Raw genomic sequence first — 26,152 nt, forward strand, 5'->3', positions numbered from 1 at the left:
GTGCCGCGGGCACGGCGGCGGGCGGCGCGGCGGGCGGTCCGGCGGGCGGTGCCGGGTGCGAGGGTGGCGGTGGCGGAGGCGGGGGGACCCGGTGGGGGGTGTTCCAGCCGGGGTGGGCGGCGGGCTGCGGGTGGGGGTGGGGGTGGGGTGGGTGTCCCTGGGAATGGCCCTGGGGTGAGCCCGAGGGCGGGACGGGCCGCTGCGCCCCGTACTGCTGCATCCGGTCCCAACTCCGTTTCCGTCCGGTGCGCCGGCCGGGCGCGGTGGGCCCGGCCGGACGTCACCTCGTCCGTCCGGCACCGAACGGTACCCTCCCCGTCCGGTGCCGTGTGAACGGCCGGCGGTCCGAAGTGGTGCCCGCGCCCCGTCCCGGCCCGTCTCAGCCCTGCGGCCGGTCGCCGGCCAGGGCGCGCAGGGCCAGTTCGTAGGAGCCGATGCCGAAGCCCGCGATGGTGCCGGAGGCCACGGCCGCCACGACCGAGGTGTGGCGGAACTCCTCGCGGGCGTGGGGGTTGGAGATGTGCACCTCGATCAGCGGGGCGGTGCGCTGGGCGGCGGCGTCGCGCATCCCGTACGAGTAGTGGGTGAACGCGGCGGGGTTGAGGACGACCGGCAGACAGGCGTCGGCGGCCTCGTGGAGCCAGCGGATCATCTCGCCCTCGTCGTTGGTCTCGCGGACCTCGACCTCCAGGCCCAGCTCCCTGCCCAGTTCCGTGCACCGCTCGACGAGCCCGGCGTAGGAGGTGGAGCCGTAGACGTCGGGCTCGCGGGAGCCCAGGCGGCCGAGGTTGGGGCCGTTGAGGACGAGGACCCTGCGGGACCCGGCGGCGCTCACGCGGCGATCTCCGCGTGGGCGGCGAGCAGCATCGCCGGGTCCGGTCCCTCCAGGACGGCGGGCCTGGCCAGTCCGTCCAGGACGATGAAGCGCAGCCGGTCGCCGCGGGTCTTCTTGTCGACCTTCATCGTCTCCAGCAGCTTGGGCCACTGGTCGCCCCGGTAGGTGACGGGCAGCCCGACGGCGGTGAGGATCGCCCGGTGCCGGTCGGCGGTGGCGTCGTCCAGCCGGCCCGCGATGCGGCCCAGCTCGGCGGCGAAGACCATGCCGACGGCGACGGCCGCGCCGTGCCGCCAGTTGTAGCGCTCGTTCTTCTCGATGGCGTGGGCCAGGGTGTGCCCGTAGTTGAGGATCTCCCGCGGCCCCGACTCCTTCAGGTCGGAGGAGACCACCTCGGCCTTGACCCGGATGGAGCGCTCGATCAGCTCGGAGGTGTGCGGGCCGGCGGGGGTGCGGGCGGCCTCGGGGTCGGCCTCGATCAGGTCCAGGATGGCCGGGTCGGCGATGAAGCCCGCCTTGATGATCTCGGCCAGGCCGCTGACGTAGTCGTGCACCGGCAGCGACTCCAGCGCGGCCAGGTCGCACAGCACCCCGGCCGGGGGGTGGAAGGCGCCCACCAGGTTCTTGCCCTCGGCGGTGTTGATGCCGGTCTTGCCGCCGACGGCCGCGTCCACCATGCCCAGCACCGTGGTGGGCACCGCGATCCAGCGCACCCCGCGCAGCCAGGTCGCCGCGACGAAGCCCGCCAGATCGGTGGTCGCTCCCCCGCCGACGCCGACGACGACGTCGGTGCGGGTGAAACCGGACTGCCCCAGCGCCTTCCAGCAGTACGCGGCGACCTCGGCGGTCTTGGCCTCCTCGGCGTTGGGCACCTGGACGGCGATGGCCTCGTACCCCTGCTCCGCCAGGTCCTCGCGGAGCACCTGGCCGGTCTCGGCCAGCGCCTCGGGGTGGATCACGGCCACCCGGCGGGCCTCGGCGCCGATCAGGCCCGGCAGTTCGTCCAGGAGCCGCCGTCCGACGAGGACGTCGTAGGGCGCGGTGCCCGCGGTGCCGCCGACGGTGATGCGGATGGGAGGTGTGGTGGTCATGCTTCCTTCAACTCGAGTGCGTCCAGGACCGCCTGGGCGGTCTCCTCCGGGTCGCGGCCCTCGGTGGTGACGACCGCGCGGGCCACCTCGGTGTACAGCGGGCGGCGCTGTTCCATCAGCGTGCGCCACTGCTTGCGGGGGTTGACCGCCAGCAGGGGGCGCGGGGCGTCCAGCCCGACGCGTTTGACGGCGTCGGCCAGTGCCACGTCCAGGAAGACCACCGGAAGGCCGGCCAGCAGCTCGCGGGTGCCGGCGTCCATGACGGCACCGCCGCCGAGCGAGACCACGCCCTCGTGCCCGGTCAGGGCCGCGCGTACCGCTTCCCGCTCCAGCGCGCGGAAGTGCGCCTCCCCGTCGTCGACGAAGATCTCGGGGATGGCCTTGCCCGCGGCGGTCTCGATGTCCGCGTCGGTGTCGCGCAGCTCCACCCCCAGCCGGCGGGCCAGCACCTTCCCCACGGTGGTCTTGCCCGCGCCGGGCGGGCCCACCAGGACCACGGCCGGGCCGGCGCCGGCTTCCCGCGGCCGCCCGGCGCTCACCGGATCTCCAGGTTGTCCAGGAAGCCGGTCACGTTTCGGCGGGTCTCGGTGACCGAGTCGCCGCCGAACTTCTCGGCGACCGCGTCGGCCAGCACCAGCGCGACCATCGCCTCGGCGACGATCCCGGCGGCCGGCACCGCGCACACGTCCGAGCGCTGGTGGTGGGCGCGGGTGGCCTCGCCGGTGGTGACGTCCACGGTGGCCAGCGCCCGCGGCACGGTGGCGATCGGCTTCATCGCCGCCCGCACCCGCAGCACCTCGCCGGTGGACAGCCCTCCCTCGGTGCCGCCCGACCGCCCCGAGGCGCGCCGGATGCCGTCCTCGCCGGGCACGATCTCGTCGTGCGCCTTCGAGCCGGGCACCCGGGCCAGCTCGAAGCCGTCACCGACCTCCACGCCCTTGATGGCCTGGATGCCCATCAGCGCCGAGGCCAGCCGGGCGTCCAGCCGGCGGTCCCAGTGCACATGGGAGCCAAGCCCGACCGGCACCCCGTAGGCGACGACCTCGACGACGCCGCCGAGGGTGTCGCCGTCCTTGTGGGCGGCGTCGATGACCTCCACCATCGCCCGGCTCGCCGCCGGATCCAGGCAGCGCACGGGGTCGGCGTCCAGCCGCGCCACGTCCCCCGGCTCCGGCAGCGTCCCGGCCGGGGCCTCGGCCCCGCCCAGCGCCACCACGTGGGAGACGATCTCGATGCCGGCCGTCTGCCTCAGGTACGACCGGGCGACCGCGCCCAGCGCCACCCGGGCGGCCGTCTCCCGCGCCGAGGCCCGCTCCAGGATCGGCCGGGCGTCGCCCACCCCGTACTTCTGCATCCCGGCCAGATCGGCGTGGCCGGGGCGGGGCCGGGTCAGCGGCGCGTTGCGGGCCAGCTCGGCCAGCTCGGCCTCGTCCACCGGGTCGGCCGCCATCACCTTCTCCCACTTGGGCCACTCGGTGTTGCCGATCATGACCGCGACCGGGGAGCCCAGAGTCAGCCCGTGCCTCACCCCGCCGAGGAAGGTGACCTCGTCCCGCTCGAACTTCATCCGCGCGCCGCGACCGTAGCCCAGCCGCCGCCGCGCCAGCTCGTCCGCCACCATGTCCGTGGTGACCGGCACGCCGTAGGGCAGCCCCTCCAGCGTCGCCACCAGTGCGGGGCCGTGCGACTCCCCCGCGGTCAGCCAGCGCAACCTGCTCAACGGTGCTCCTCAGTCCAGGCCCGTACGTGCTCGGTCCCGATCCTTTCACGATCGCACCGCGGGACCGGCCGTCCGTCCAGCAGGCGGGACGCCCGTCTCGGCTGCCGGTCCCCTGCTCCGGTGTGTCAGGCCGTGCGCGCGGCCAGCGCGGCCTCGCCCGCCGCGCGCATCGCGGCCAGCGGGGCCGGGGCGCGGCCGGTCATCATCTCGACCTGGAGGGCCGCCTGGTGCACCAGGAGGTCCAGGCCGCCGAGGACCTGCCCGCCGCGTCCGGCCCAGGCCGCGGCCAGCGGGGTCGGCCAGGGCTCGTAGAGGACGTCGAACAGGGTGCCGGGCCGCTCGGGCACGGCCGCCGCCAGGGCGTCGGCGGCGCCCGCGGGCGTGGTGGCGATCACCAGGGGCGCGGTCAGCGCCCGCGGCGCGTCCGCCCAGTCGGCGGTCGCCACCGCCACGCCCAGCCGCTCGCCCCAGCCGCGCATCTCCTCGGCCCGCTCCCGGCTGCGGACGTACGCGGTGACCTCGCCGGTGCAGACCCGGGCGAGCGCGGCGAGCGCGGAAGAGGCCGTGGCGCCGGCGCCCAGCACCGCGGCGCGCGGAACGCTCTCCACGCCGCGTTCGCGCAGCGCGGCGATCATGCCGGGGACGTCGGTGTTCTCGCCGAGGCGGCGGCCGTCCGCGGTGAAGACCACGGTGTTGACGGCCCCGACCGAGGCCGCGGTGTCGCCGATCCCGTCCAGCAGGGGGATGACGGCCCGCTTGAGCGGCATGGTCAGCGACAGGCCGGCCCAGTCATCGCCGCCGGCGGCGATCTCCCCCAGGAACGGCGCGATGCCGTCCTCGTCCACCTCGAAGCGGTCGTACGACCAGCCGGTCAGGCCCATCTCACGGTAGGCGGCCCGGTGGAGCACCGGGGAGAGGGAGTGGGCGATGGGCGCCCCCAGGACCGCCGCCCGCCTTCCGGCCGGGCTCACTGGTTCTCCCTGTTCTTCTTCTGCTCCGCGTTGAAGTCCTCCACGTGCCGGTTGTGCTCCTCGATGTCCTCGGAGAAGCGGGTGTCGCCCGGCTTGACGGTCACGAAGTACAGCCAGCCGCCCTCGGTCGGGTTGAGGGCCGCCTCGAACGCCTGGTGCCCGGGATTGTCGATGGGGCCGGGTGGCAGCCCCTTGTTCCGGTAGGTGTTGTAGGGCGAGTCCAGGTCGGTGTCCTCGATCGAGACGTCCAGGGTGGAGCGTCCCATCGCGTAGTTGATGGTCGAGTCGAACTCGAGCCTGCCGTTGGTGGCGGTGTTGCCGGGGTCGAGACGGTTGTAGATGACCCGCGAGACCTTGCCGAACTCGTCGTCCTCCTGCGCCTCCGCCTGGATCAGCGAGGCGATGATGACGACCTCGTACGGGGTCTTGTCCACCTTCGCCGCCTGGGTCTCCAGGTCGATCTTGGCGAACTCCCGCTCGGCCCGCTCCACCATCTTCCTGAGCAGGTCCTCGGGCTTGGTCTTGTCGCCCACGGTGTACTTGGCCGGGAAGAGGAAACCCTCGGGGTTGCCCTCGGCCCACTCGGGCAGGCCGAGGTCGGCCTTCTCGGCGGCCTTCTCCGTGGTGCCCTCCGCCAGGCCGAGCTTCTCGTCGATCAGCGCGTAGATCTCCGACGACCGCTTGCCCTCGGCGATGATCAGGGCGTTCTGGCTGGAGGGGTCGAGCATCATCTCGATGGCCGCCGCCGAGGACATCTCCTTGCGCAGCATGTAGACGCCCGGCTGGATGCTCTGCGCCTTGGGGTTGGCGTTGGACGCCTCGATGAAGCCCTGCTGGCTCTTGACCACGCCGGCCTTCTCCAGGATGGCGCCCATCTGGGCCAGTGTGCTGTTCTCGGGGATCTCCACCTGGGTCTCGCCCTCGCCCTGACCCGAGAAGTCGGGCGCGGCGGCGAAGTGGCTCCGGTAGAAGTCGTAGGCGAAGTAGCCGGCCGTGCCGACGCCGCCGACCAGGACGAGTGCGACGGTCAGGCAGGCGATGCCGTTCCTGCCCTTCCTGCCGCCCCTGCCCTTGCGTCCGCGTCCGGACCGGCCGCCGCCCTCGTCGCCGTACTCGTCGTCGCCGTCGTCCGAGAAGAAGGCGTGCTCGCCCTGGTCCGGGCCCGGGTCCCAGCCGGTCTCCTCGTCGGGCCCGGGGCCGGGGTCGGGCTCGTCGCGGCGCCGTCGCCCCGGCTGCCGGGGGTGCGGGGACTGCTGTCCGTACTCCTCGTGCCGCCCGTGCTGCTCGGGGTGTCCGTGCTGCTCGGGGTACTGCGGGTAGGCGTCCTGTGCTCCGGGGTGGGCGGTGTGGTCCGCGTACTGCCCGCCGCCGTACGGATCGCCCTGGTGCTGCCCCTGGTGCTGTCCGTGGGGGTCGCCCTGGTGCTGCTGGTGCTGCTGGTCCTGGTGGCCGTACGGATCGCCGTACTGCTGCTGGTGCCCGTAGGGGTCGCCCTGGTGCCCCTGGTGCCCCTGGTGCTGCTGGTCCTGGTGGCCGTACGGATCGCCGTACTGCTGCTGGTGCCCGTACTGCTGTCCGCCGCCCTGGGTGTCCCAGCCCTGCTGCCCGTAACCGGGCTGCTGCTGGCCCTGGTGCTGCTGGGGGTGGTACTGACTCTGCCCGCCGTAGGTGTCCCAGTCGCCGTGCCGGGTTCCCTCCTGGGCCCCGTGGTGGGCTCCGTCGTTCCACCCCTGGTCCCCGTAGAGCGGGTCGTCGGGGTACCACGGTTCGGAGCCGGTGCCCCGGCCATACTCAGTCATCGATCCCCTAGAGCCGTCGGACGGCAGCCGGTTGCGGTACTCGCGGACTCCGCTGCCCGAACAGCCGTCTCCGGCGTACGGCTTGGTGTTCGAACGGCGCCGTCCGAAGCGGAACGTTACCGTACCGCTATCGGCCGCCCGCCCCGACGCACTCCCCCGGGGCCCGGCCGGACACCCGCTCGGTCTCCAGGGCGCTCTGCAGGATGACCACGGCCGCGGCCTGGTCGATCCGGCCGCGGCCCTTCTTCGACGAGACGCCCGAGGCGCGCATGGACTGGGCCGCGGTGACGGTGCTCATCCGCTCGTCCACCAGGCGTACCGCCACCGGGGCGACTGCCTGGGCCAGCTCCCGGGCGAAGGCCCGCACCCGGGCCGCGGCCGGGCCCTCGCGCCCGTTGAGGGAGCGGGGGAGCCCGACCACGACCTCCAGCGGTTCGTACTCCGCGACGAGTTCGGCCAGCCGGCGGCGGGCGGCCGGGACGTCGCGTCCCGGCACGGTCTCCACCGGTGTGGCCAGGAGCCCGTCGGGGTCGCAGGAGGCGACCCCGATCCGGGCTTCCCCGACGTCCACGGCCAGCCGCCTGCCGCGCCTCATCAGGCGGCCGCCACCAGGCGCTCGACGGCGGCGACGGCCTCGTCGACCGCCTGGGGGTCCTGGCCGCCGCCCTGGGCCACGTCCGGCTTGCCGCCGCCCCCGCCGCCGAGGGCCTTGGCGGCGGCGCGGACGAGGTCGCCGGCCTTGAGGCCGCGGTCGCGGGCGGCGTCGTTGGTGGCGATGACGGTCAGCGGACGGCCGTTGGCGACCGAGAACAGGGCCACCACGGCCGGACGCCCGCCCTGGATGCGGCCGCGCACGTCGAGGACGAGCTTGCGCAGGTCGTCGGCGGTCGTGCCGTCGGGGACCCGGGCGCCGACGAACGCGGTCCCGTCGACGTCGCGGGCGGAGGAGGCCAGGCCCGCGGCGGCGGCCAGGACCTTCTCGGCGCGGAAGCGCTCGATCTCCTTCTCGGCGTCCCTCAGCTTGGCGAGCATCCCGGAGATCTTCTCCGGCAGCTCCTCGGGGCGGCCCTTGAGCAGATCGGTGAGCTGGGAGACCACCGTGTGCTCGCGGGCGAGGAAGTTGTAGGCGTCCACGCCGACCAGGGCCTCCACGCGGCGCACGCCGGAGCCGATGGAGGACTCGCCCAGCAGCTTCACCAGGCCGAGCTGGGCGGTGTTGTGCACATGGGTGCCGCCGCACAGCTCCTTGGAGAAGTCGCCGATGGTCACCACGCGCACCCGGTCGCCGTACTTCTCGCCGAACTCGGCGATGGCGCCCTGCTTCCTGGCCTCCTCCATGCTCATCACCTCGGCCATGACGTCGAGTTCACGGGCGAGGACCTCGTTGATCCTCTGCTCGACGTCGGTGAGGACGGCGCCGGGCACGGCGGTCGGCGAGCCGAAGTCGAAGCGGAAGCGGCCCGGGGCGTTCTCGGAGCCGGCCTGGGCGGCCGTCGGGCCGAGCGCGTCGCGCAGCGCCTGGTGGGTGAGGTGGGTGGCGCTGTGGGCGCGGGCGATGGCCCGGCGGCGCGTGACGTCGATGGCGGCGTACGCCGAGGCGCCGACGGTGACCTCGCCGACCTGGACGGTGCCCTTGTGCACGGTGACGCCGGGGACCGGCTGCTGGACGTCGCGGATCTCGACGACCGCGCCGGAGTCCAGGCGGATGCGGCCGGTGTCGGGCTGCTGGCCGCCGCCCTCGGCGTAGAACGGGGTGCGGTCGAGCACGACCTCGACGTCGTCGCCCTCGGAGGCGGCCGGCGAGGGCAGGCCGTTCACCAGCAGGCCGACGACGGACGCCTCGCCCTCGGTGTCGGTGTAGCCGGTGAAGACGGTCGTCCCGGCGGTGTCGGCGACCTCGCGGTAGGAGCTCAGGTCGGCGTGGCCGGTCTTCTTGGCCCTGGCGTCGGCCTTGGCGCGCTCCCGCTGCTCCTTCATCAGGCGGCGGAAGCCCTCCTCGTCCACGGACAGGCCCTGCTCGGCGGCCATCTCCAGGGTGAGGTCGATGGGGAAGCCCCAGGTGTCGTGGAGCAGGAAGGCCTTCTCGCCCGGCAGGACGGCCCCGCCGGCGGCCTTGGTCTCGGTGACGGCGGTGTCGAGGATGTTGGTGCCGGCCTTGAGGGTCTTGAGGAAGGCGGCCTCCTCGGCGAGCGCGACGGTCTCGATGCGCTGCCGGTCGGTGATCAGCTCCGGGTACTGCTGCCCCATCGTGCCGATCACGGTGTCGACCAGCTCGCCGACGACCGGCTTGTCGGCGCCCAGGATGCGCATGTTGCGGATGGCGCGGCGCATGATGCGGCGCAGCACGTAGCCGCGGCCCTCGTTGCCGGGGGTGACGCCGTCGCCGATGAGCATCACGGAGGTGCGCAGGTGGTCGGCGACCACGCGCAGGGAGACGTCGCTGCCCTCGGCGGCGCCGTAGCGCACCCCGGTCAGCTCGCCGGCCTTGTCGATGACCGCGCGCAGGGTGTCGGTCTCGTACATGTTGTGCACGCCCTGCAGGATCATCGCCAGGCGCTCCAGGCCGAGGCCGGTGTCGATGTTCTTGCTGGGCAGCTCACCGAGGATCGGGTAGTCCTTGCCCTCGCCCGGCCCGCGCTCGTACTGCATGAAGACCAGGTTCCAGATCTCCACGTAGCGCTCGTCGTTGACGGCGGGGCCGCCCTCGGCGCCGAACTCCGGACCGCGGTCGTAGTTGATCTCCGAGCAGGGGCCGCAGGGACCGGGCACGCCCATGTCCCAGTAGTTCTCCTTCTTGCCCAGCCGCTGGATCCGCTCGGCGGGGACGCCGACGACGTCGCGCCAGATGCGCTCGGCCTCGTCGTCCTCCTCGTAGACGGTGATCCACAGCTTCTCCGGCTCCAGGCCGTAGCCGCCCTTGTCCTGCGGCGTGGTGAGCAGCTCCCAGGCGAGCTTGGCGGCGCCCTCCTTGAAGTAGTCGCCGAAGGAGAAGTTGCCGCACATCTGGAAGAAGGTGCCGTGCCGGGTGGTCTTGCCGACCTCCTCGATGTCCGGGGTGCGCACGCACTTCTGCACGCTGACGGCGCGCTCGTACGGCGGGGTGGCCTCACCAAGGAAGTAGGGCTTGAAGGGCACCATGCCCGCGTTGACCAGCAGCAGCGTCGGGTCGTCCGCGATCAGCGACGCCGACGGCACGACGGTGTGCCCCCGCTCCTCGAAGAAGCGCAGCCAGCGGCGGCGGATTTCAGCCGACTCCATCAGTGGTCCTCATTCCGGTCGTACGGGTGGGTGGCTCCGAGGGCGGGACGGTGCGGGGCCCGTCCGGCGATCCCCCGGCGTTCTTCCGCCTGGCCGGCGGCCCCGGGGTCGGCGGGGGCCGTCAGTCCCAGTGCGTCGTTCAACTCGATCTCCCGCTGTGCCATTCCGGCGCGGACGTCGAGGGCGAAGTCCTTGAGCCGGTGCCCGGCCGCCACGGCCTGGTCCGCCGCTCGTACGGCGAGGCTGTCGGGCGCGAGGCTGCGCAGCTTGCGGTTGACCTTGGTGGTGGCCCAGACGCCGGTGGCGGCGCCGGCGCTGAACCAGAAGGCACGGCGGAACACGGTGGGATCAGTCCTTTCCGTCGCGGCGCCGGCCGGACCCCCGGCGCGCGGCCGGCACGGACCGGCCCACGACGACGGGGCGCCTGGACCGCGGCGGGTCGCTCCTGCGGCCGAGGGCGCGGCGCACTCCGTAGCCGAACGCGGCCACCTTGACCAGCGGGCCGCCGAAGGCGGTGGAGACGGTGGAGGAGAGCGCCGAGGCGTTGGCGGTGACCTCCTGGACGTCCGAGGCGATGGCGTCCACCCGGCTGAGCTGGCTCTGTGCCGAGCGGACGGTCTCGGACGCCTCGGTGAGGAGGGGGACCGCCTGCTCCGTCACACCCGTCACCAGCTTGGTCGCCGCCTTGAGCGTCTGCGCGAGCCTCACCAGAACCACGGCGAGGAACGACACCAGGATCGCCCAGAAGACGGCCACCAGGAGGCCGGCCACCTCTCCACCGGACACGCTGCACCGCTTCCCTCGGGTCGTATGGGGTCGGCCGCCGCGTCCTGCGGTTCGTGGGGGGTACCTGCCCACCGATCTCACGGATGCGACGGCGGATACCGACCTTATCGCGCCGCGGGCCGTCGCCCGTACCGCATTCCTTCCGGCCCGGCGGGCGGGGCGGCGTGCGCGCCCGCGTACCGCGCGCCGGGGGCGGTACGCCGCGGCCCCCCTGCCGCGGGGTGCGTCAGGGGGGCCGGGGACCGGGAGGTCCGGGGCGTCCGCGCCGCCCGGGACCGGGCGTACGGACAGGCCGGAGGATCAGCGGGCGTAGTACTCGACGACGAGCTGCTCGTCGCAGACGACCGGGATCTCCTTGCGGTTCGGCTCGCGGTCCAGGCGGAAGGCCAGCGCCTGGAGGTTGACCTGGAGGTAGCGCGGGGTCTCGCCGTCGGGCGCGTAACCGCCCTCGCGCGCCACCTGGAAGGGGTGCTTGGCGCGGCTGCGCTCGCGGACGGACACCACGTCCTCCGGGCGGACGCGGAAGGAGGGCTTGTCGACCTTGCGTCCGTTGACCTCGATGTGGCCGTGCACGACCATCTGGCGGGCCTGGTAGATGGTGCGGGCGATCCCCGAGCGCAGGACGAGCGCGTCCAGGCGGCGCTCCAGCTCGACGACCAGGGCCTCGCCCGTCTTGCCCTCGGCCTTGCGGGCGCGGTCGTAGGCGCGGGCCATCTGGCGCTCGCTGATGTCGTACTGGGCGCGCAGCCGCTGCTTCTCCAGCAGCCGGACCTTGTAGTCGCTGTTCTGCTTGCGGCCCCGGCCGTGCTCGCCCGGCGGGTACGGGCGCTGCTCGAAGTACTTCACGGCCTTCGGGGTCAGCGCGATGCCGAGCGCACGCGACTTCTTGACCTTGGGACGCGACTGGTTCACGTTGAACGGACCTCCGTGTAATTTAGGTGAGGCTAACCTTAGCGGAGGAGAACGCATGTTTCGACCTGGGAGCCCCCTGCCCGGCACCGGTTCCGCACGCGGCGGCGGCCCCGGCCGCAGTGCCGGAGCCGCCGCCGGGGCGGAGAGCGCGGGGAGGGGTCAGCCGCGTCCCGAGGCGGAGCCTGACGAACGGCGACCCGGAGCCGCCGAGCGGATGCGTACCCTCGTCGAGTCGAACGCCTCGGCCGCCCTGGTCATTCCCGGTGCGGACCCGGGCGATCCGGAGTGGCCGGGCCAGGGCGCCTGCGAGGCCCGCGCCTTCACCCCCGAGGGGGACGTACTCCTGCTGGTCCCGGCCGGTTCCCCGGCCGCCCGGGCCGCGGCCCGGGCCCGGGACGGCGATCCGGCCGCCGTGATGGAGATCACCGACGTCGCGCCCGTCGCGATGCCGCACCGCGTCCGCGGCCGGGCACGGGTCGCGGGCTGGCTCACCCCCGTCTCCGGCGGCGAGCGGGCCTCCTGCGCCCGGCTGATGGCCGAGCGGCACCCCTCGGGGCCGTTCCCGGGCGCGGCGTGGACACCGCTGCGGCTGGAGGTCGGCGAGGGGTGGATCGGCGACCTGCGGGGCGAGGGGCACGTCGAGCCGGACGAGTTCGCCGCCGCGGCGCCCGACCCCCTGGCACGCCACGAGGCCGGGTTCCTGCAGCACCTCGCCGCCGCCCACGGCGACCTGCTGCGCGGACTGTGCTCGCTGCTGGGCGAGCGGGAGCGGACCTGCGGCGCCTGGGAGGCGGTGGTGCCCGTGGCCCTGGACCGCTTCGGGCTGCGGGTGCGGTTCCGCGCGGACGGGCGGAGCTTCGACGCCCTCTTCGACTTCCCCCGGCCGGTGCGGGACGTCTCCGGGCTGCGCCACGCGATCCGGGCCCTGTTCGAGGCGGGCTCCGCGCCCTGACCGGGCCGGTGCGGAGGCGCGAGGGGCCGGCGGGCCCCCGGGCACCCGCGGGCCCTCAGGGCTTGTCCGGCGCCCCCTCCCCCCGCAGCCTGGCCCGCACCCGCTCCGCCACCTCGGCGTACCGGGCCTCCGCCCCGTACCGCGTCGGCTCGTAGTAGCGCCTGCCGTGGACGCCGTCCGGGGCGTACTGCTGCGCGGCGATGCCGCCGGGCAGGTCGTGCGGGTACCGGTAGCCCTCGCCGTGGCCCATCTTCTCGGCGCCCCGGTAGTGGCCGTCGCGCAGATGCCGCGGCACGGGGCCGGCCAGGCCCGCCCGTACGTCCGCCAGGGCCGCGTCGATCGCCAGGTAGGCGGCGTTGGACTTCGGGGCGAGGGCCAGGGCGACGGTCGCCTGGGCGAGCGTGATCCGCGCCTCGGGGAAGCCGATCATCGCCACCGCCTGGGCCGCGGCCACGGCGGTCTGCAGGGCCGTGGGATCGGCCAGGCCGATGTCCTCGCTGGCGGAGATCATCAGCCGCCGGGCGATGAACCGCGGGTCCTCCCCCGCCTCTATCATCCGGGCCAGGTAGTGCAGGGCCGCGTCCACGTCCGATCCCCTGATGGACTTGATGAGCGCGCTGGCCACGTCGTAGTGCTGGTCCCCGTCGCGGTCGTACTTCACCGCGGCCCGGTCGACGGCCTCCTCCAGCGTCGCCAGGGTGATCTCCCGCTCGCCCTTGTCCAGAGCCGCGCCCGCGCCCGCCTCCAGCGCGGTGAGCGCCCGGCGCGCGTCGCCGCCGGCGATCCGCAGCAGATGCGCCTCGGCGTCCTCCGGCAGCTCCACCGCACCCGCCAGCCCGCGCTCGTCGGCGACCGCGCGGCGCAGCAGCCCGCGCAGGTCGTCGTCGGTCAGCGGCTCCAGGGTCAGCAGCAGCGAGCGGGACAGCAACGGGGAGATCACCGAGAAGTACGGGTTCTCCGTCGTCGCCGCGACGAGGGTGACCCAGCGGTTCTCCACGGCCGGCAGCAGCGAGTCCTGCTGCGCCTTGCTGAAGCGGTGGATCTCGTCCAGGAACAGCACGGTGTCCTTGCCGTAGGCGCCCGAAGAGCGCCGCGCGCCGTCGATGACGGCCCGGACCTCCTTGACCCCGGCGGTGATGGCCGACAGCTCCGTGAAGCGCTTGTCGGTGGCCCTGCTGACGACGTGGGCCAGGGTCGTCTTGCCGGTGCCCGGCGGCCCCCACAGGATCACCGACGACGGCCCCGCGGGCCCCTTCCCGCCCTGGCCGACCAGGCGGCGCAGCGGGGAGCCGGGGCGCAGCAGGTGCTGCTGGCCGACGACCTCGTCCAGGGTGCGCGGCCGCATCCGGACCGCCAGGGGGGAGGCGGACGGGTCCTTCTCCTGGCGCTCCTCGGCGGCGGCGGTGAACAGATCCGGTTCCACGGAACGCAACCCTAAGTCACGCCGCCGACAGCCGTGCCGGCAGCGCGGGCGCCCCGGGACGAACCGCCGGAGGGCCGCCCCGCGCCGTCACCGGTGCGGGGCGGCCCTCCGGCCGTCTCGCGGTTCAGCTCGTCCAGAAGTTCCACCAGCGGGTCAGGATCAGCATGCCGATGATGCCGATGTGGACCGCCGGGACCACCCAGTGGAACTCCCGCACGCCCTCGCGCAGCCAGGCCGGGGCGGGCAGGAAGCCGTTGTGGATGTTGCGGAAGGTCGTGTACCAGAACATCAGCAGGGTGGCGACCCAGGCCAGGTTGCACCACAGGCACAGCGCGCCGATGTTGTACAGCGACTGGTACATCAGCCAGGTGCAGAAGCCGACGCCGAAGAGCATGCCGGCGTTCATGGTCAGCCAGTACCAGCGGGGGAAGCGCGCCCCGGCCAGCAGGCTCATGCCGACGGCGACGATCATGCCGTAGGTGACCAGGCCGAGCACCGGGTTGGGGAAGCCGAACACCTCGGCCTGCGAGCTCTCCATCACGCTGCCGCAGGAGACGATCGGGTTCAGGTCGCACGCCATGTCCAGCGTGTCCCCGGTGAGCTTGGCCTCCAGCAGCCTGAACTTGTCGACCGTGATCACCCAGGCGGCGAGCACCCCGGCAAGGCCGGTGATCACCAGCAGCAGGGCGTAGGAGCGGCCCGCGCCCACGGGACCCCGTGCGGGCGGCCCGCCGCCGTCGTCGCCGGTGCGGGCCGCTTCGTCCCGGGGTGCCGTGGTCGTCGTCATGGTCGAGTCATCCCGTCGTCTCAGGTGGGGTTCTTCATTGTGCACAACGCACAACGAGTCAGGCGAGATTCCGTCGCAGTTCCGCCACCACCCCGTCCAGCGGCACCGGCACCTGCTCACCGCTGTCGAGATTCTTGACCTGGACGACCCCCTCGGCCAGATCCCGCTCCCCGGCCACGACGGCGTACGCCGCCCCCGAGCGGTTGGCCGACTTCATGCCGTTCTTCAGACCGCGGCCGCCGTACGCGAAGTCCGTCGCGATCCCCTGCCGGCGCAGCTCGGTGACCACGCCGAACAGCGCGCGCCGCGCCTCCTCCCCCAGCGGGACGGCGAAGACCTGGGTGCGCGAGGGCTGCGGTAGCTCCACGCCCTCGGCCCGCAGGGCCAGGACCGTGCGGTCCACACCCAGCGCCCAGCCCACCGACGGCAGCGGCGGGCCGCCGATCATCTCCGACAGGCCGTCGTAGCGGCCGCCGCCGCCGACGGCGGACTGCGAGCCGAGCCCGTCGTGGACGAACTCGAAGGTGGTGCGGGTGTAGTAGTCCAGGCCGCGCACCAGCTTCTCGTCGTCCTCGAACTCCACCCCGGCCGCCGTCAGCAGCCCGCGCACCTGCTCGTGGTAGTCCTTGCACGCCTCGCACAGGTGGTCGGGCATCATCGGGGCACCGGCGAGCTGCTTCTGGACGGCCTCGCGCTTGTCGTCCAGCACCCGCAGCGGGTTGATCTCGACGCGGGCGCGGGTGTCCTCGTCCAGGTCGAGCCCGCGCAGGAAGTCCTGGAGGGCCGCTCGGTAGACCGGGCGGCACTCGCGGTCGCCCAGGGAGTTCAGCAGCAGCCGGAAGTTCCGCAGCCCCAGCGAGCGGTACGCGTCCACCGCCAGGATGATCAGCTCGGCGTCCAGGGCCGGGTCCTCGGCGCCCAGCGCCTCGGCGCCGACCTGGGAGAAGTGCCGGTAGCGGCCGGCCTGGGGGCGCTCGTAACGGTACTGCGAGCCGGAGTACCAGACCTTCACCGGCAGCGCGCCGCGGTGCAGGTTGTGCTCCAGCACCGCGCGGACGACCGGCGCGGTGCCCTCGGGCCGCAGCGCCAGGCGGCTGCCCCCCTTGGTGGTGAGGGTGTACATCTCCTTGGTCACGATGTCGGTGGACTCGCCGACGCCGCGGGCGAACAGCTCGACGTTCTCGAAGCCGGGCGTCTCGATGTAGCCGTAGCCGGCGCGCCGCAGCGGCGCGGCGATCGCCTCGCGCACCGCGAGGTAGTCGGCCGACTCCGGGGGGATCAGGTCATAGGTGCCCCTGGGGGCGGAGAAGGTGCTCACGTCTTCTTCGTCGTCACATTCCTCGTCGCGGGGCGGCGGTGCCGCCTCCCGTTCCGAACGGGCCGCCTGCGGCCACCTCCCGCAGGAACGGGTTGGTGGCGCGCTCGCGGCCGATGGTGGTCTGGGGGCCGTGGCCGGAGAGCACCACGGTCGAGTCGTCCAGGGGCAGGCACACGCGTGCCAGCGACCGCAGGATCTCGGCGTGGTCGCCACCGGGCAGGTCGGTGCGTCCGATGGAGCCGGCGAACAGCAGGTCGCCCGAGAACAGCACCGGCGGGACGTCGGCCTGCCCGGGCGTCCGGAAGGTCACCGACCCCCTGGTATGGCCCGGCGCGTGCGAGACGGTCAGCTCCAGTCCGGCCAGGGACAGCACGGCGCCGTCGGCCAGTTCCTCCACGTCGTCCGGCTCCCCCACGGAGAGCTCGCCCATCAGCGGCTGCCCGATGGAGCGGCCCAGCCACTTCTCGGGGTCGCTCATCATCTCCCGGTCCTCCGGGTGGATCCAGGCGGGCACACCGTGCGCGCCGCACACCGGGACCACGGAGGCCACGTGGTCGATGTGGCCGTGGGTGAGGACGACGGCGACCGGCTTGAGGCGGTGCCTGGCTATGGCCTCCTCGACGCCTTCGGCGGCCTGGTGGCCCGGGTCGATGATCACGCACTCCTCGCCCGCGGCGGGGGCGACCAGATAGCAGTTGGTCCCCCAGGCCCCGGCGGGGAACCCGGCAATGAGCACGATCGTCCTTCGGTCGTCCGGCAGGGATGCCGCGGCCGTCGAACCGGCCGCAGGCAGCGGTTACAGAGCCTACCGGCGACGGGACGGAGCCCGCGAACCCGTATCCCGTATACCGTACGGCCCAAGCTGTGGCACACGTGTGCGTACGCACGCCTCGTACAGACGCCCCGAAGGATTCGAAGGAGACGACCCGTGGTCAGCAGTGAGCAGCGGCGCAAGCAGCTCGCCCGCGAGAAGTACCTGCGTCAGCAGCAGCGGCGGGCCGAGGCACGGCGCAAGGGGCGGATCCGCAACGCCTCCATCGCGGGCGGCCTGGCCCTGGTCCTGGCGGCCGGCGGCGCCTACGCGGCCGCGGGCGGCCTGGCGGCGGACGACAAGAAGGCCGACAAGGCCTCCGCCGAGCCCTCCGCCCCGCCCACCAGCAAGGCCCCGGACCCCTGCGAGAAGCCGGCGAAGGGCGAGCCGAGCGGGAAGCACTGGAAGAAGGAGCCGAAGATGTCGATCGACACCTCGGCCGCCTACACGATGAAGCTGGAGACCACCTGCGGCGACATCGAGATCGAGATGGACGCCGCCAAGACGCCGCGCACCGTGAACTCCTTCGAGTTCCTGGCCGGTGAGGGCTATCTCGACCACTCCCCGTGCCACCGCCTGGTGAACCAGGGCATCTACGTGCTGCAGTGCGGCGATCCGACCGGCACCGGCACCGGCATGTCGAAGGACGGCAAGGTCCAGCAGCCCGGCTACTCGATCCCGGACGAGAACCTCGACGACCCGAGGGTGAAGAAGGGCACCTATCCGGCGGGCACGGTCGCCATGGCCAACCGGTACAACGCCCAGACCGAGGAGGGCCGGGACACCGGCGGCAGCCAGTTCTTCCTGGTCTACGAGGACAGCCAGCTGCCCCCGGACTACACCCCCTTCGGCACCGTCACCAAGGGCATGGACGTGCTGAAGAAGATCGCCGACGCCGGTATGACCCCGGACCCGCAGACGGGCAACACCAAGCCGAACGCGACCGTGGTGATCGACAAGGCGACGGTGCGGAAGAAGTGATCCCGGCGGCCGGTGCCGCGTCCGTGCCCGGCGGCCGCTCCCGACCGCCGCGCACCCGGATTTCGGTCGCCCGGGATGCGGACAGGGCGGGCACCGGTCGCCTATGTTGGGCGTTGTACGGGGTGCCTGCGCCGACGGCCGGGCAAACCCTCCGGCCGGCCGGTCGAACCGGTGCGGCCGGACCGGCCCGACCGGTCGAGTCCGACCGTCGGCCGTATGACAACCGTGGACGATGCCGGGGAGCGCACGCCTCCCGTCGGCATCATGTGGAGGAGGCGCTGTGAGCAGCGACCCGTGGGGCCGCGTCGATGAGACGGGGACCGTTTACGTGCGTACCGCCGACGGCGAGAAGGTCGTCGGCTCGTGGCAGGCCGGAGCCCCCGAGGAGGCCCTGGCCTACTTCGAGCGCAAGTACGACGGCCTGGTCGTGGAGATCGACCTCCTTGAGCGCCGGGTGAAGACCACCGATCTGTCGGCCAAGGACGCCCTGGCCGCCGTCGGGCATCTGCGTCAGCAGGTCGACGAGGCGCACGCGGTGGGCGACCTGGAGGCCCTGGGCAGGCGGCTGGACCAGCTCACCGAGCTGATCGAGACCCGCCGGGAGGAGCGCAAGGCGGCCCGGGCCCGGCAGGCCGAGGAGGCGCGCAAGGCCAAGGAGGCGCTGGTCGCCGAGGCCGAGGAGCTCGCCGCCAGCGACCAGTGGCGGGCCGCCGGGGAGCGGCTGCGCGCCCTGGTGGACACCTGGAAGGGCCTGCCCCGGCTGGACCGCAAGTCCGACGACGAGCTGTGGCACCGCTTCTCGCACGCCCGCTCGGCCTTCTCCAAGCGGCGCAAGGCCCACTTCGCGTCGCTGGACGCCCAGCGCGAGGAGGCCCGGCGGCGCAAGGAGAAGCTGGTCGCCGAGGCGGAGGCCCTGTCCGGCTCGACGGACTGGGGCCCGACGGCCGCCCGCTACCGCGAGCTGATGCAGGAGTGGAAGGCCGCGGGCCGGGCCCAGCGCGAGCACGAGGACGCGCTGTGGCAGCGCTTCCGCGGCGCCCAGGACGTCTTCTTCGCCGCCCGCGGCGAGGTCTTCGCCGAGCGGGACGCCGAGCAGCGGGAGAACCTGGCCCGCAAGGAGGAGCTGGCCGCCGAGGCGGAGAAGCTGCTCCCGGTCACCGACCTGAAGGCGGCCCGGGCGGCCTTCCGCGCGATCAACGAGCGCTGGGACGCCGTCGGCCACGTGCCCCGGGACGCCCGGGCCGGGATCGAGGGCCGGATGCACGCGGTGGAGCGGGCGATCCAGGAGGCCGAGGAGGCCGAGTGGCGCCGCACCAACCCCGAGGCCCGGGCGCGCGCGGAGGGCCTGACCGGCCAGCTCCAGGACGCCGTGGACAAGCTCCGCGCGCAGATCGAGAAGGCCCGCGCGGCCGGCAACACCGCCAAGGCGGAGAAGCTGGAGCGCGAGCTCGAGGGCCGGCAGGCCCTGCTGGACCAGGCCCTCAAGGGGCTGCGGGAGTTCAGCGGCTGACAGAGCGGGACGCGGGTGCACGACGGTTGGCCCCGGCGCCTTCGAAGGCGCCGGGGCCAACCCCGTGTCCGGTCCGGCCGGGCGCCGGGTGCCGGGTTACGACCGGCGGGCCGAGGTGACGCGGTAGACGTCGTAGACGCCCTCCACCCCGCGTACCGCCTTCAGCACGTGCCCCAGGTGCTTGGGGTCGCCCATCTCGAAGGTGAAGCGGGAGATGGCCACCCGGTCCCGGGAGGTCTGGACGGCCGCGGAGAGGATGTTCACGTGCTGGTCGGACAGCACGCGGGTGACGTCCGACAGCAGCCGGGAGCGGTCCAGCGCCTCGACCTGGATGGCGACCAGGAAGACCGAGGACTGGGTGGGCGCCCACTCCACCTCCAGCATCCGCTCCGGCTCGCGCGAGAGCGAGTCGACGTTGACGCAGTCGGCGCGGTGGACGGAGACGCCGTTGCCGCGGGTGACGAACCCGAGGATCGGGTCGCCGGGCACGGGCGTGCAGCAGCGGGCCAGCTTGACCCACACGTCCTCCACGCCCTTGACGATCACGCCCGGGTCCGCGCTGGAGCGCCGCTTGGTGCGCCGGCGCAGGGGCGGGGCGGTCTCGGCGATGTCCTCGTTGGCGGCCTCCTCGCCGCCGATGGCCTGGATCAGCTTCTGGACGACGTTCTGCGCGGAGACGTGGCCCTCGCCGATGGCCGCGTAGAGCGCCGAGATGTCGGGGTAGCGCATCTCGTGCGCCTGGGTGACCAGGGAGTCTCCGGTGAGGATGCGCTGGATCGGCAGGTTCTGCTTGCGCATGGCCCGCACGATGGCGTCCTTGCCCTGCTCGATGGCCTCCTCGCGCCGCTCCTTGGAGAACCAGGCGCGGATCTTGTTGCGGGCGCGCGGCGACTTCACGAAGCTCAGCCAGTCGCGGGAGGGGCCGGCGCCGGGCGACTTGGAGGTGAAGACCTCCACCAGGTCGCCGTTGTCCAGGGTGGACTCCAGCGGCACCAGGCGCCCGTTGACGCGTGCGCCGATGGTGCGGTGGCCGACCTCGGTGTGGACGGCGTAGGCGAAGTCCACGGGGGTGGCGCCCGCCGGGAGCGCTATGACGTCGCCCTTGGGCGTGAAGACGAAGACCTCGTTGCGCGAGAGGTCGAAGCGCAGCGACTCCAGGAACTCGCCCGGGTCCTCGGTCTCCTTCTGCCAGTCCAGCAGCTGCCGCAGCCACGCCATGTCGTTGACGGCGTCGCCCTTCTTCGCGGGCGCGTCGGTGCGGACCTTGGAGGCGCCGGCGACGGCCTCCTGCTTGTACTTCCAGTGCGCGGCGATGCCGTACTCGGCGCGGCGGTGCATGTCGTAGGTGCGGATCTGCAGCTCGACCGGCTTGCCGCCGGGCCCGATGACCGTCGTGTGCAGCGACTGGTACATGTTGAACTTGGGCATCGCGATGTAGTCCTTGAACCGCCCCGGCACCGGGTTCCAGCGGGCGTGGACGGTCCCCAGCGCCGCGTAGCAGTCGCGGACGGTGTCGACCAGGACGCGGATGCCCACCAGGTCGTAGATCTCGGCGAAGTCGCGGCCCCGCACGATCATCTTCTGGTAGACGCTGTAGTAGTGCTTGGGGCGGCCCGTGACGGTCGCCTTGATGCGGGCGCCGCGCAGGTCGGCCTGGACCTCGTCGATGACGGTCGCCAGGTACTCGTCGCGCTTGGGCGCGCGCTCGGCGACCAGCCGGACGATCTCGTCGTACATCTTGGGGTAGAGGATCGCGAAGGCGAGGTCCTCCAGCTCCCACTTGATGGTGTTCATGCCCAGGCGGTGGGCGAGCGGGGCGTAGATCTCCAGCGTCTCGCGGGCCTTCTGCTCCTGCTTCTCCCGCTTGAGGTAGCGCATGGTGCGCATGTTGTGCAGGCGGTCGGCGAGCTTGATGACCAGCACCCTGGGGTCCTTGGCCATGGCGACGACCATCTTGCGGACCGTCTCGGCCTGGGCCGCCTCGCCGAACTTGACCTTGTCCAGCTTGGTGACGCCGTCGACGAGGAGGGCCACCTGGTCGCCGAAGTCGCGGCGCAGGGTGTCCAGGCCGTACTCGGTGTCCTCGACCGTGTCGTGCAGCAGGCCGGCCATCAGGGTGGCCGGATCCATGCCCAGCTCGGCGAGGATGGTGGTGACGGCCAGCGGGTGGGTGATGTACGGGTCGCCGCTCTTGCGCTTCTGCCCGCGGTGCCACCGCTCGGCGACCTGGTAGGCGCGCTCGATCTGGCGCAGGGTGGAGGTGTCGGCCTTGGGGTCGTTGCCCCGGACGATCCGCAGCAGCGGTTCCAGCACGGGGTTGTAGGGGCTGGACCGCTGGACGCCGAGGCGGGCCAGGCGGGCGCGGACGCGGTTGGAGGAGCCCGAGCGCCCGGAGACGCCCGAGACGGCGCGGGTGGCCGAGGCCTTGTCGCGGGAGGCCGCGTCATCGCGCTTCCCGCCCGCCGGCGGGGCGGTGGACGGCGACGGCTTGGGGGTGCCGCCGCGCTTCCCGGCCGCGGTGGCGCCTGCCGTGGAGGGCTTCGCCGGCCTGCCGGCTTCCTGCTGCTGCGCTGCGGTGAGCGGCTTGGCCTCGTCTGGCAAGGGCAACTCCTCGGTGGGCCCCTCCTCGCCGGTCACGGCATGAGGAGGGCGGTTCCGGCCGGGAACAGGCCGGACTGCCATGGTATCCACCCCGGCCCCGGAACGAGCCGGGCGCCGGCGCGGGGCGGCCTCGGATGTCTTCGGACGTCTTCGAGGGTGTCACAGACGGAGGGCCGGACGCGACGGAGGGGACGGCCCGGAGCGCTCCGGGCCGTCCCCTCCGCGAAGCCGGTGCCGCGGCGGCACCGGCTGCTCTCAGACGGTGATCACGACGTCCAGCGGAGCGCCCTCCAGGGCCGCCTCCAGTCTGGTCCGGCCGGGCAGGAAGCCCAGCTCCATCAGGACCGCGACGCCGGCGACCTGCGCCCCCGATCGGCGGATCAGGCGCAGCGACGCCTCGGCGGTGCCGCCGGTGGCCAGCACGTCGTCGATCACCAGCACCCGGTCCTCGGGGTCGAGGTCCTCGGCGTGGATCTCGATCTCGGCGCTGCCGTACTCCAGCTCGTACGCCTGCGACAGGGTGGCGCCGGGCAGCTTGCCCGCCTTGCGCACGGGGATGAAGCCGACGCCCGCCCGCACCGCCGCCGGGGCGGCCAGGATGAAGCCGCGCGCCTCCAGGCCGACCACCTTGGTGGCGCCGCGCTCCCGGGCGAGGCCGGCCAGTGCGTCGGTGAGGGCGGTGAAGGCCTCGGGGTCGGCCAGGAGCGGGGTGATGTCCTTGAACAGCACTCCCGGCTTGGGGTAGTCGGGCACGTCGCGGATCCTGCTGAGCAGCAGGCCGCGCAGCCTCTCGAAGTCGGCGGTCACGGAGATCACCTGGTCACCGCCGCCGTCCGGAGGGACGCCCGCGCCCGCGGCTGCCGGACTCCGGCGAGCGGGGGCTGCCGACGGCCCCGGCCGTCGCGGCGCCGGCCTCCGCCGGCCGCCGGGCACCGGAGTCCGCGTTCTCGCCCGTCTCCTCGGTCTCCTCGGCTCCGTCGCCGCCCTTGGCCCGCTTGGCCAGCGTCCGCCGGTCGTGGGCCTTGATCTCCGGCGAGCGGAGCTTGAGGTCCACCACGATCGGGGTGGCGATGAAGATGGAGGAGAACGTACCGGCGGCGAGGCCGATGAACAGCGACAGCGAGATGTCCTTGAGCATGCCGCCGCCGAGCAGGCCGGTGCCGATGAACAGCAGTCCGGCCACGGGCAGCAGGGCGACCACCGAGGTGTTGACGGAGCGGACCACGGTGGCGTTGATGCCGAGGTTGGCCAGCTCGCCGTAGGTGTGGCGGTTCTGCTTGAGCAGGCCCCGGGTCTTCTCCTTGACCTTGTCGAAGACCACCACCGTGTCGTACAGCGAGTAGCTGAGGATCGTCAGGACGCCGACCACCGTGCCCGGGGTCACCTCGAAGCCGACGATGGCGTAGACGCCGACGGTGACGACCAGGTCGTGCATCAGGGCGCCCATGGCGCCCACCGCCATCCGCCACTCGAAGGCGATGGCCAGGTAGACGCTGACCAGGATGAGGAAGACGATCAGGCCCTGGATCGCCTTGCTGCTCATCTGGTCGCCCCAGCTCGGGCCCACCAGCTCGGTGTCCAGCTCCTGGGTCTCCAGGCCGAGCTCGTCGGCGAGGGCCGCGCGGGTCCTCTCCGACTGCTCGTTGTCCAGCCCGGTGACCTGGATGCGCAGCGCGCCGCTGCCCAGCTCCTGGATGCGGGGCTCGGTGCCGGAGACCTCCTGGGCGGTCTCGCGGGCGTCCTCGATCGACATCTGGGTGGGCGGGGTGGTGAAGACGGCGCCGCCCTGGAACTCGATGCCCATGTACAGGCCGCGGGCCCCCAGGCCCACCAGGGAGATCAGCATCAGCAGCAGCGTGACGCCGTACCAGAGCTTCCGCCTGCCGACGAAGTCGTAGCTGGCCTCGCCGCGGTACAGCTTGCCGCCGAGATCACCGAATCGTGACATCTCAGGCCTCCTTCGGTTCGGCGGGGGCGGCGACCGCGGCGCGGCGGCCCCGGTACAGCGGCGGGGTGACCCCGAGCCGCTTCGGGTCGAGTCCGGACCACGGATGGCCGCTGGTGAAGAACTTGCGGCCTGCCATGATCGTCATCATCGGCTTGGTCAGCAGGAAGACGATGGCCAGGTCCAGCGCGGTCGTCAGGCCGAGCACGAAGGCGAAGCCCTGGACCGAGCCGATCGAGACGATGAACAGCACGATCGCGGCGATGATCGAGACCACGTCGGAGACCAGGATGGTCCGCCGGGCGCTGGGCCAGGCCCGCTCGAAGGCGGCCCGGATGGAGCGGCCCTCGCGGATCTCGTCGCGGATCCTCTCGAAGTAGACGATGAAGGAGTCCGTGGTGATGCCGATGGCCACGATGGCACCGCAGATGGCCGGCAGGCTCAGCGCGAAGCCGATGGCCGGGCCGAGCAGGGTCATGATGACGTAGGTGAGGACGGCCGCGGCCACCAGGCTGGAGATCGCCACCAGCGCCAGCACCCGGTAGTAGAAGAGCAGGTACACGACGACCAGCACCAGGCCGATGGCTCCGGCGATCAGGCCCGCCTTGAGCTGCTCGGAGCCGAGCGTGGGCGAGATGGTGGTCACGTTGCTCTCCTCGAAGGAGAGCGGCAGGGCGCCGTAGGACAGGATGTTGGCCAGTTCCTCGGCGGACTGCTGGTTGAAGCTGCCGGAGATCTCGGCGCTGCCGCCGCCGAGCCGCTCGGAGACGCGGGGGGCGGAGACGACCTCGCCGTCCAGCACGATCGCGAACTGGTTGCGCGGCTCGGCCTGGGTGGAGAGCTCCTCGGTGATGTCGGCGAACTTCTCGGCGCCGTTGGAGTCGAACTCCATGGTGACGATCCAGCCCTGGGCGCGCTGGTCGTCGAAGAGGGCCGCGGCGTCGGTGACGTCGGTGCCGGGGACGGCGACGGGGCCGAGCGCGTACTTGTAGAACCCGCTCTCGTCGCAGGACGCGACGGACTCGGAGTTCTCCGCCTCGGCGGCGGCCCGGCTGGCCTTGGAGCGGCCCTCGTCGGTGGCGCAGTCCAGTGCGTCGAGCTTCTTCTGCAGGCCGGCCGGGATGCCGGCGTCCGGCGCCGGCTGGGAGGGCTCGGGCTCGGCGGCCTCCTCGGCCTCCTCGCTCCCGGACGCCGAGGGGGTGGGCGACTGGGAGCCTTCGGCCAGCAGGTCCTCGGTGACGGCCCGGCCCTGGGTGGAGGCCTCGGGCGAGGGGGCCGCGGAGGAGTCGCCGGACTTCTCGCCGTCCGTCGCCTCCTCGGCCTTCTCGCCGTCCTCCGCCTTCTCGTCCTTCTCACCGGCGGCGCCCGAGGGACTCGCGGAGGGGTCCGGCTGGGCGGGGGCTCCGGACGCGACGGTCAGGACCGGGCGGAACGCGAGCTGGGCGGTGGTGCCGACCTGCTCCCGGGCCTGCTTCTCGTCGGTGCCCCGCGGGATGTTGACGACGATGTTCTCGGCACCCTGCGTCCGCACCTCGGCCTCGGCGACGCCCAGACCGTTGACCCGCCGCTCGATGATGGAGACGGCGGTGTCCATGTTGGTCTCGTTGATCGCCTCCTCCTTGCCGGGCTGGGCCTTGGCCGTCAGCGTGATGCTCGTGCCGCCGGCGAGGTCGATGCCCAGGCGGGGCGTGGTGTGCCCGGAGAGGAACATGCCTCCGGTGAGCGCCACCATGGCCACCAGGATGAGCGCCAGGGAGCGCCACGGCCGTCCCTGGGTGCCCGGTGATCTGCGACCTTTCTTCGGTGCTGCCACCTTCTCGTATCTCCCTGTCCAACCGCCCGCGCTCGAATGGTCGCCGCGCGGCGCGCGAAGTGGTCGTAAGGACGTGCGGCACCGCCGCCGGGCCCGTCGGGGCCGGCGGCGGGGCGACTCAGTTGGAGTCGGTGTCGCCCTTCCGCTTGGCGTCCCCGGTCTCCGCGTCGTCGGCGGAGGGGTCCGTCTTGCTCAGGTCGGTCTTGCCGGCGCTGCCGTCGGAGACCAGCGAGGAGGCGTCGTCCGGGACGACGGGGGTGTCCGCGTCGTGGTCCTCGCCGTTGACGATGCGCTCGTACTCGTCGGCCTCCAGCACCGCGCCGACGGCGTTCTTCGCGTAGACCGCGTGCACGCCCGGCGCCACCTCCAGGAGAACCGTGTCGGAGTGGACCTCCTTCACCAACGCGTACATGCCACCGATCGTACGGATGCCGGTGCCTGGCTCCATCCGGTCGCGCATCTGCATGGCCTGCTGCTGCTTCTTCTTGGCCGAGCGCGTCATCAGGAGCATGGCCCCGATGAGGATGATGAAGGGGAGGAGAAGTCCAATATCCACGGCGGAAGGTTTCCTTCACACGACCGCTGGGAAGCGGCCTGGTATTCGGGGGTGGTCATGCCCTCCGGGACGGAGGGCGTCGG

The 26,152-nt window shown here is 72.9% G+C and carries 23 protein-coding genes; 3 read left to right on the forward strand and 20 right to left on the reverse strand.

The window, feature by feature from the left end; all coding sequences use genetic code 11:
- Positions 1 to 379: 379 nt before the first annotated feature.
- The 11 genes from aroQ to rpsD all read right to left on the reverse strand — a co-directional run bounded on the left by aroQ (position 380) and on the right by rpsD (position 11,372).
- Positions 380 to 835: a type II 3-dehydroquinate dehydratase gene (gene aroQ, locus ACLIYP_RS10100; RefSeq protein ID WP_412712792.1), complete on the reverse strand. Its 456-nt coding sequence runs from the start codon at positions 833 to 835 to the stop codon at positions 380 to 382.
- Positions 832 to 1,926 carry a 3-dehydroquinate synthase gene (gene aroB, locus ACLIYP_RS10105; RefSeq protein WP_412712793.1) on the reverse strand — a complete coding sequence of 365 codons (1,095 nt, stop codon included), beginning with the start codon at positions 1,924 to 1,926 and terminating at the stop codon, positions 832 to 834. Before aroB ends, aroQ begins: the two co-directional genes overlap by 4 nt.
- Positions 1,923 to 2,465 carry a shikimate kinase gene (locus ACLIYP_RS10110; RefSeq protein WP_412712794.1) on the reverse strand — a complete coding sequence of 181 codons (543 nt, stop codon included), beginning with the start codon at positions 2,463 to 2,465 and terminating at the stop codon, positions 1,923 to 1,925. The genes aroB and ACLIYP_RS10110 overlap by 4 nt, the downstream gene beginning before the upstream one ends.
- Positions 2,462 to 3,646, reverse strand: coding sequence for a chorismate synthase (gene aroC, locus ACLIYP_RS10115; RefSeq protein WP_412712795.1), 1,185 nt, complete (start codon positions 3,644 to 3,646; stop codon positions 2,462 to 2,464). The genes ACLIYP_RS10110 and aroC overlap by 4 nt, the downstream gene beginning before the upstream one ends.
- Before the next feature lie 125 nt (positions 3,647 to 3,771).
- Positions 3,772 to 4,617, reverse strand: coding sequence for a shikimate dehydrogenase (locus ACLIYP_RS10120; RefSeq protein ID WP_412712796.1), 846 nt, complete (start codon positions 4,615 to 4,617; stop codon positions 3,772 to 3,774).
- Positions 4,614 to 6,416, reverse strand: a complete 1,803-nt coding sequence (gene mltG / locus ACLIYP_RS10125) for an endolytic transglycosylase MltG (protein ID WP_412712797.1) — start codon at positions 6,414 to 6,416, stop codon at positions 4,614 to 4,616. Before mltG ends, ACLIYP_RS10120 begins: the two co-directional genes overlap by 4 nt.
- A 127-nt stretch (positions 6,417 to 6,543) precedes the next feature.
- A complete protein-coding gene (gene ruvX, locus ACLIYP_RS10130; RefSeq protein ID WP_412712798.1) occupies positions 6,544 to 7,011 on the reverse strand; it encodes a Holliday junction resolvase RuvX in 468 nt (155 codons plus the stop codon).
- Positions 7,011 to 9,674, reverse strand: a complete 2,664-nt coding sequence (alaS, locus tag ACLIYP_RS10135; protein WP_412712799.1) for an alanine--tRNA ligase — start codon at positions 9,672 to 9,674, stop codon at positions 7,011 to 7,013. Before alaS ends, ruvX begins: the two co-directional genes overlap by 1 nt.
- The gene (locus ACLIYP_RS10140) at positions 9,674 to 10,015 is read right to left on the reverse strand and encodes a DUF6167 family protein (RefSeq protein WP_412712800.1); all 342 of its coding nucleotides are present in this window, start codon (positions 10,013 to 10,015) and stop codon (positions 9,674 to 9,676) included. Before ACLIYP_RS10140 ends, alaS begins: the two co-directional genes overlap by 1 nt.
- Positions 10,016 to 10,022: 7 nt before the next feature.
- Positions 10,023 to 10,460 (reverse strand): DUF948 domain-containing protein, encoded by a 438-nt coding sequence (locus ACLIYP_RS10145; protein WP_412712801.1) that lies wholly within the window; start codon positions 10,458 to 10,460, stop codon positions 10,023 to 10,025.
- Between the two features lie 300 nt (positions 10,461 to 10,760).
- Positions 10,761 to 11,372, reverse strand: a complete 612-nt coding sequence (rpsD, locus tag ACLIYP_RS10150) for a 30S ribosomal protein S4 (RefSeq protein WP_412696402.1) — start codon at positions 11,370 to 11,372, stop codon at positions 10,761 to 10,763.
- A 214-nt stretch (positions 11,373 to 11,586) separates the two neighbouring features.
- Between rpsD and ACLIYP_RS10155 the strand changes: the two genes are divergently transcribed.
- Positions 11,587 to 12,324 carry a DUF2470 domain-containing protein gene (locus tag ACLIYP_RS10155; protein WP_412712802.1) on the forward strand — a complete coding sequence of 246 codons (738 nt, stop codon included), beginning with the start codon at positions 11,587 to 11,589 and terminating at the stop codon, positions 12,322 to 12,324.
- A 55-nt stretch (positions 12,325 to 12,379) separates the two neighbouring features.
- On the opposite strand, the gene ACLIYP_RS10160 is transcribed toward ACLIYP_RS10155, so the two are convergent.
- From ACLIYP_RS10160 to ACLIYP_RS10175, 4 genes are all read right to left on the reverse strand, one after another.
- A complete protein-coding gene (locus ACLIYP_RS10160) occupies positions 12,380 to 13,747 on the reverse strand; it encodes a replication-associated recombination protein A (RefSeq protein WP_412712803.1) in 1,368 nt (455 codons plus the stop codon).
- A 124-nt stretch (positions 13,748 to 13,871) separates the two neighbouring features.
- A complete protein-coding gene (locus ACLIYP_RS10165; RefSeq protein WP_412712804.1) occupies positions 13,872 to 14,534 on the reverse strand; it encodes a vitamin K epoxide reductase family protein in 663 nt (220 codons plus the stop codon).
- A 58-nt stretch (positions 14,535 to 14,592) separates the two neighbouring features.
- Positions 14,593 to 15,852, reverse strand: a complete 1,260-nt coding sequence (gene hisS, locus ACLIYP_RS10170) for a histidine--tRNA ligase (protein WP_412712805.1) — start codon at positions 15,850 to 15,852, stop codon at positions 14,593 to 14,595.
- A gap of 13 nt (positions 15,853 to 15,865) precedes the next feature.
- The gene (locus tag ACLIYP_RS10175) at positions 15,866 to 16,588 is read right to left on the reverse strand and encodes an MBL fold metallo-hydrolase (protein ID WP_412712806.1); all 723 of its coding nucleotides are present in this window, start codon (positions 16,586 to 16,588) and stop codon (positions 15,866 to 15,868) included.
- Between the two features lie 192 nt (positions 16,589 to 16,780).
- On the opposite strand from ACLIYP_RS10175, the gene ACLIYP_RS10180 reads away from it, so the two are divergent.
- Positions 16,781 to 17,644, forward strand: a complete 864-nt coding sequence (locus ACLIYP_RS10180; RefSeq protein ID WP_412712807.1) for a peptidylprolyl isomerase — start codon at positions 16,781 to 16,783, stop codon at positions 17,642 to 17,644.
- 280 nt (positions 17,645 to 17,924) lie between these two features.
- On the forward strand, positions 17,925 to 19,154 hold the full coding sequence (locus ACLIYP_RS10185) for a DUF349 domain-containing protein (RefSeq protein ID WP_412712808.1): 1,230 nt from the start codon (positions 17,925 to 17,927) through the stop codon (positions 19,152 to 19,154).
- Positions 19,155 to 19,250: 96 nt separating this feature from the next.
- Here the strand turns inward: ACLIYP_RS10185 and ACLIYP_RS10190 are convergent, their stop codons facing one another.
- From ACLIYP_RS10190 to yajC, 5 genes are all read right to left on the reverse strand, one after another.
- Positions 19,251 to 21,755, reverse strand: coding sequence for a RelA/SpoT family protein (locus tag ACLIYP_RS10190; protein ID WP_412712809.1), 2,505 nt, complete (start codon positions 21,753 to 21,755; stop codon positions 19,251 to 19,253).
- A gap of 255 nt (positions 21,756 to 22,010) precedes the next feature.
- Positions 22,011 to 22,562 (reverse strand): adenine phosphoribosyltransferase, encoded by a 552-nt coding sequence (locus ACLIYP_RS10195; protein ID WP_412712810.1) that lies wholly within the window; start codon positions 22,560 to 22,562, stop codon positions 22,011 to 22,013.
- 13 nt (positions 22,563 to 22,575) lie between these two features.
- Positions 22,576 to 23,703, reverse strand: coding sequence for a protein translocase subunit SecF (gene secF / locus ACLIYP_RS10200; RefSeq protein WP_412712811.1), 1,128 nt, complete (start codon positions 23,701 to 23,703; stop codon positions 22,576 to 22,578).
- A gap of 1 nt (position 23,704) precedes the next feature.
- Positions 23,705 to 25,513, reverse strand: coding sequence for a protein translocase subunit SecD (gene secD / locus ACLIYP_RS10205; protein ID WP_412712812.1), 1,809 nt, complete (start codon positions 25,511 to 25,513; stop codon positions 23,705 to 23,707).
- A 118-nt stretch (positions 25,514 to 25,631) separates the two neighbouring features.
- Positions 25,632 to 26,069 (reverse strand): preprotein translocase subunit YajC, encoded by a 438-nt coding sequence (gene yajC / locus ACLIYP_RS10210; RefSeq protein WP_412712813.1) that lies wholly within the window; start codon positions 26,067 to 26,069, stop codon positions 25,632 to 25,634.
- Between the last annotated feature and the right edge of the window lie 83 nt (positions 26,070 to 26,152).

The organism is Streptomyces nanhaiensis (assembly GCF_046614825.1).
GTDB lineage: Bacteria > Actinomycetota > Actinomycetes > Streptomycetales > Streptomycetaceae > Streptomyces > Streptomyces radiopugnans.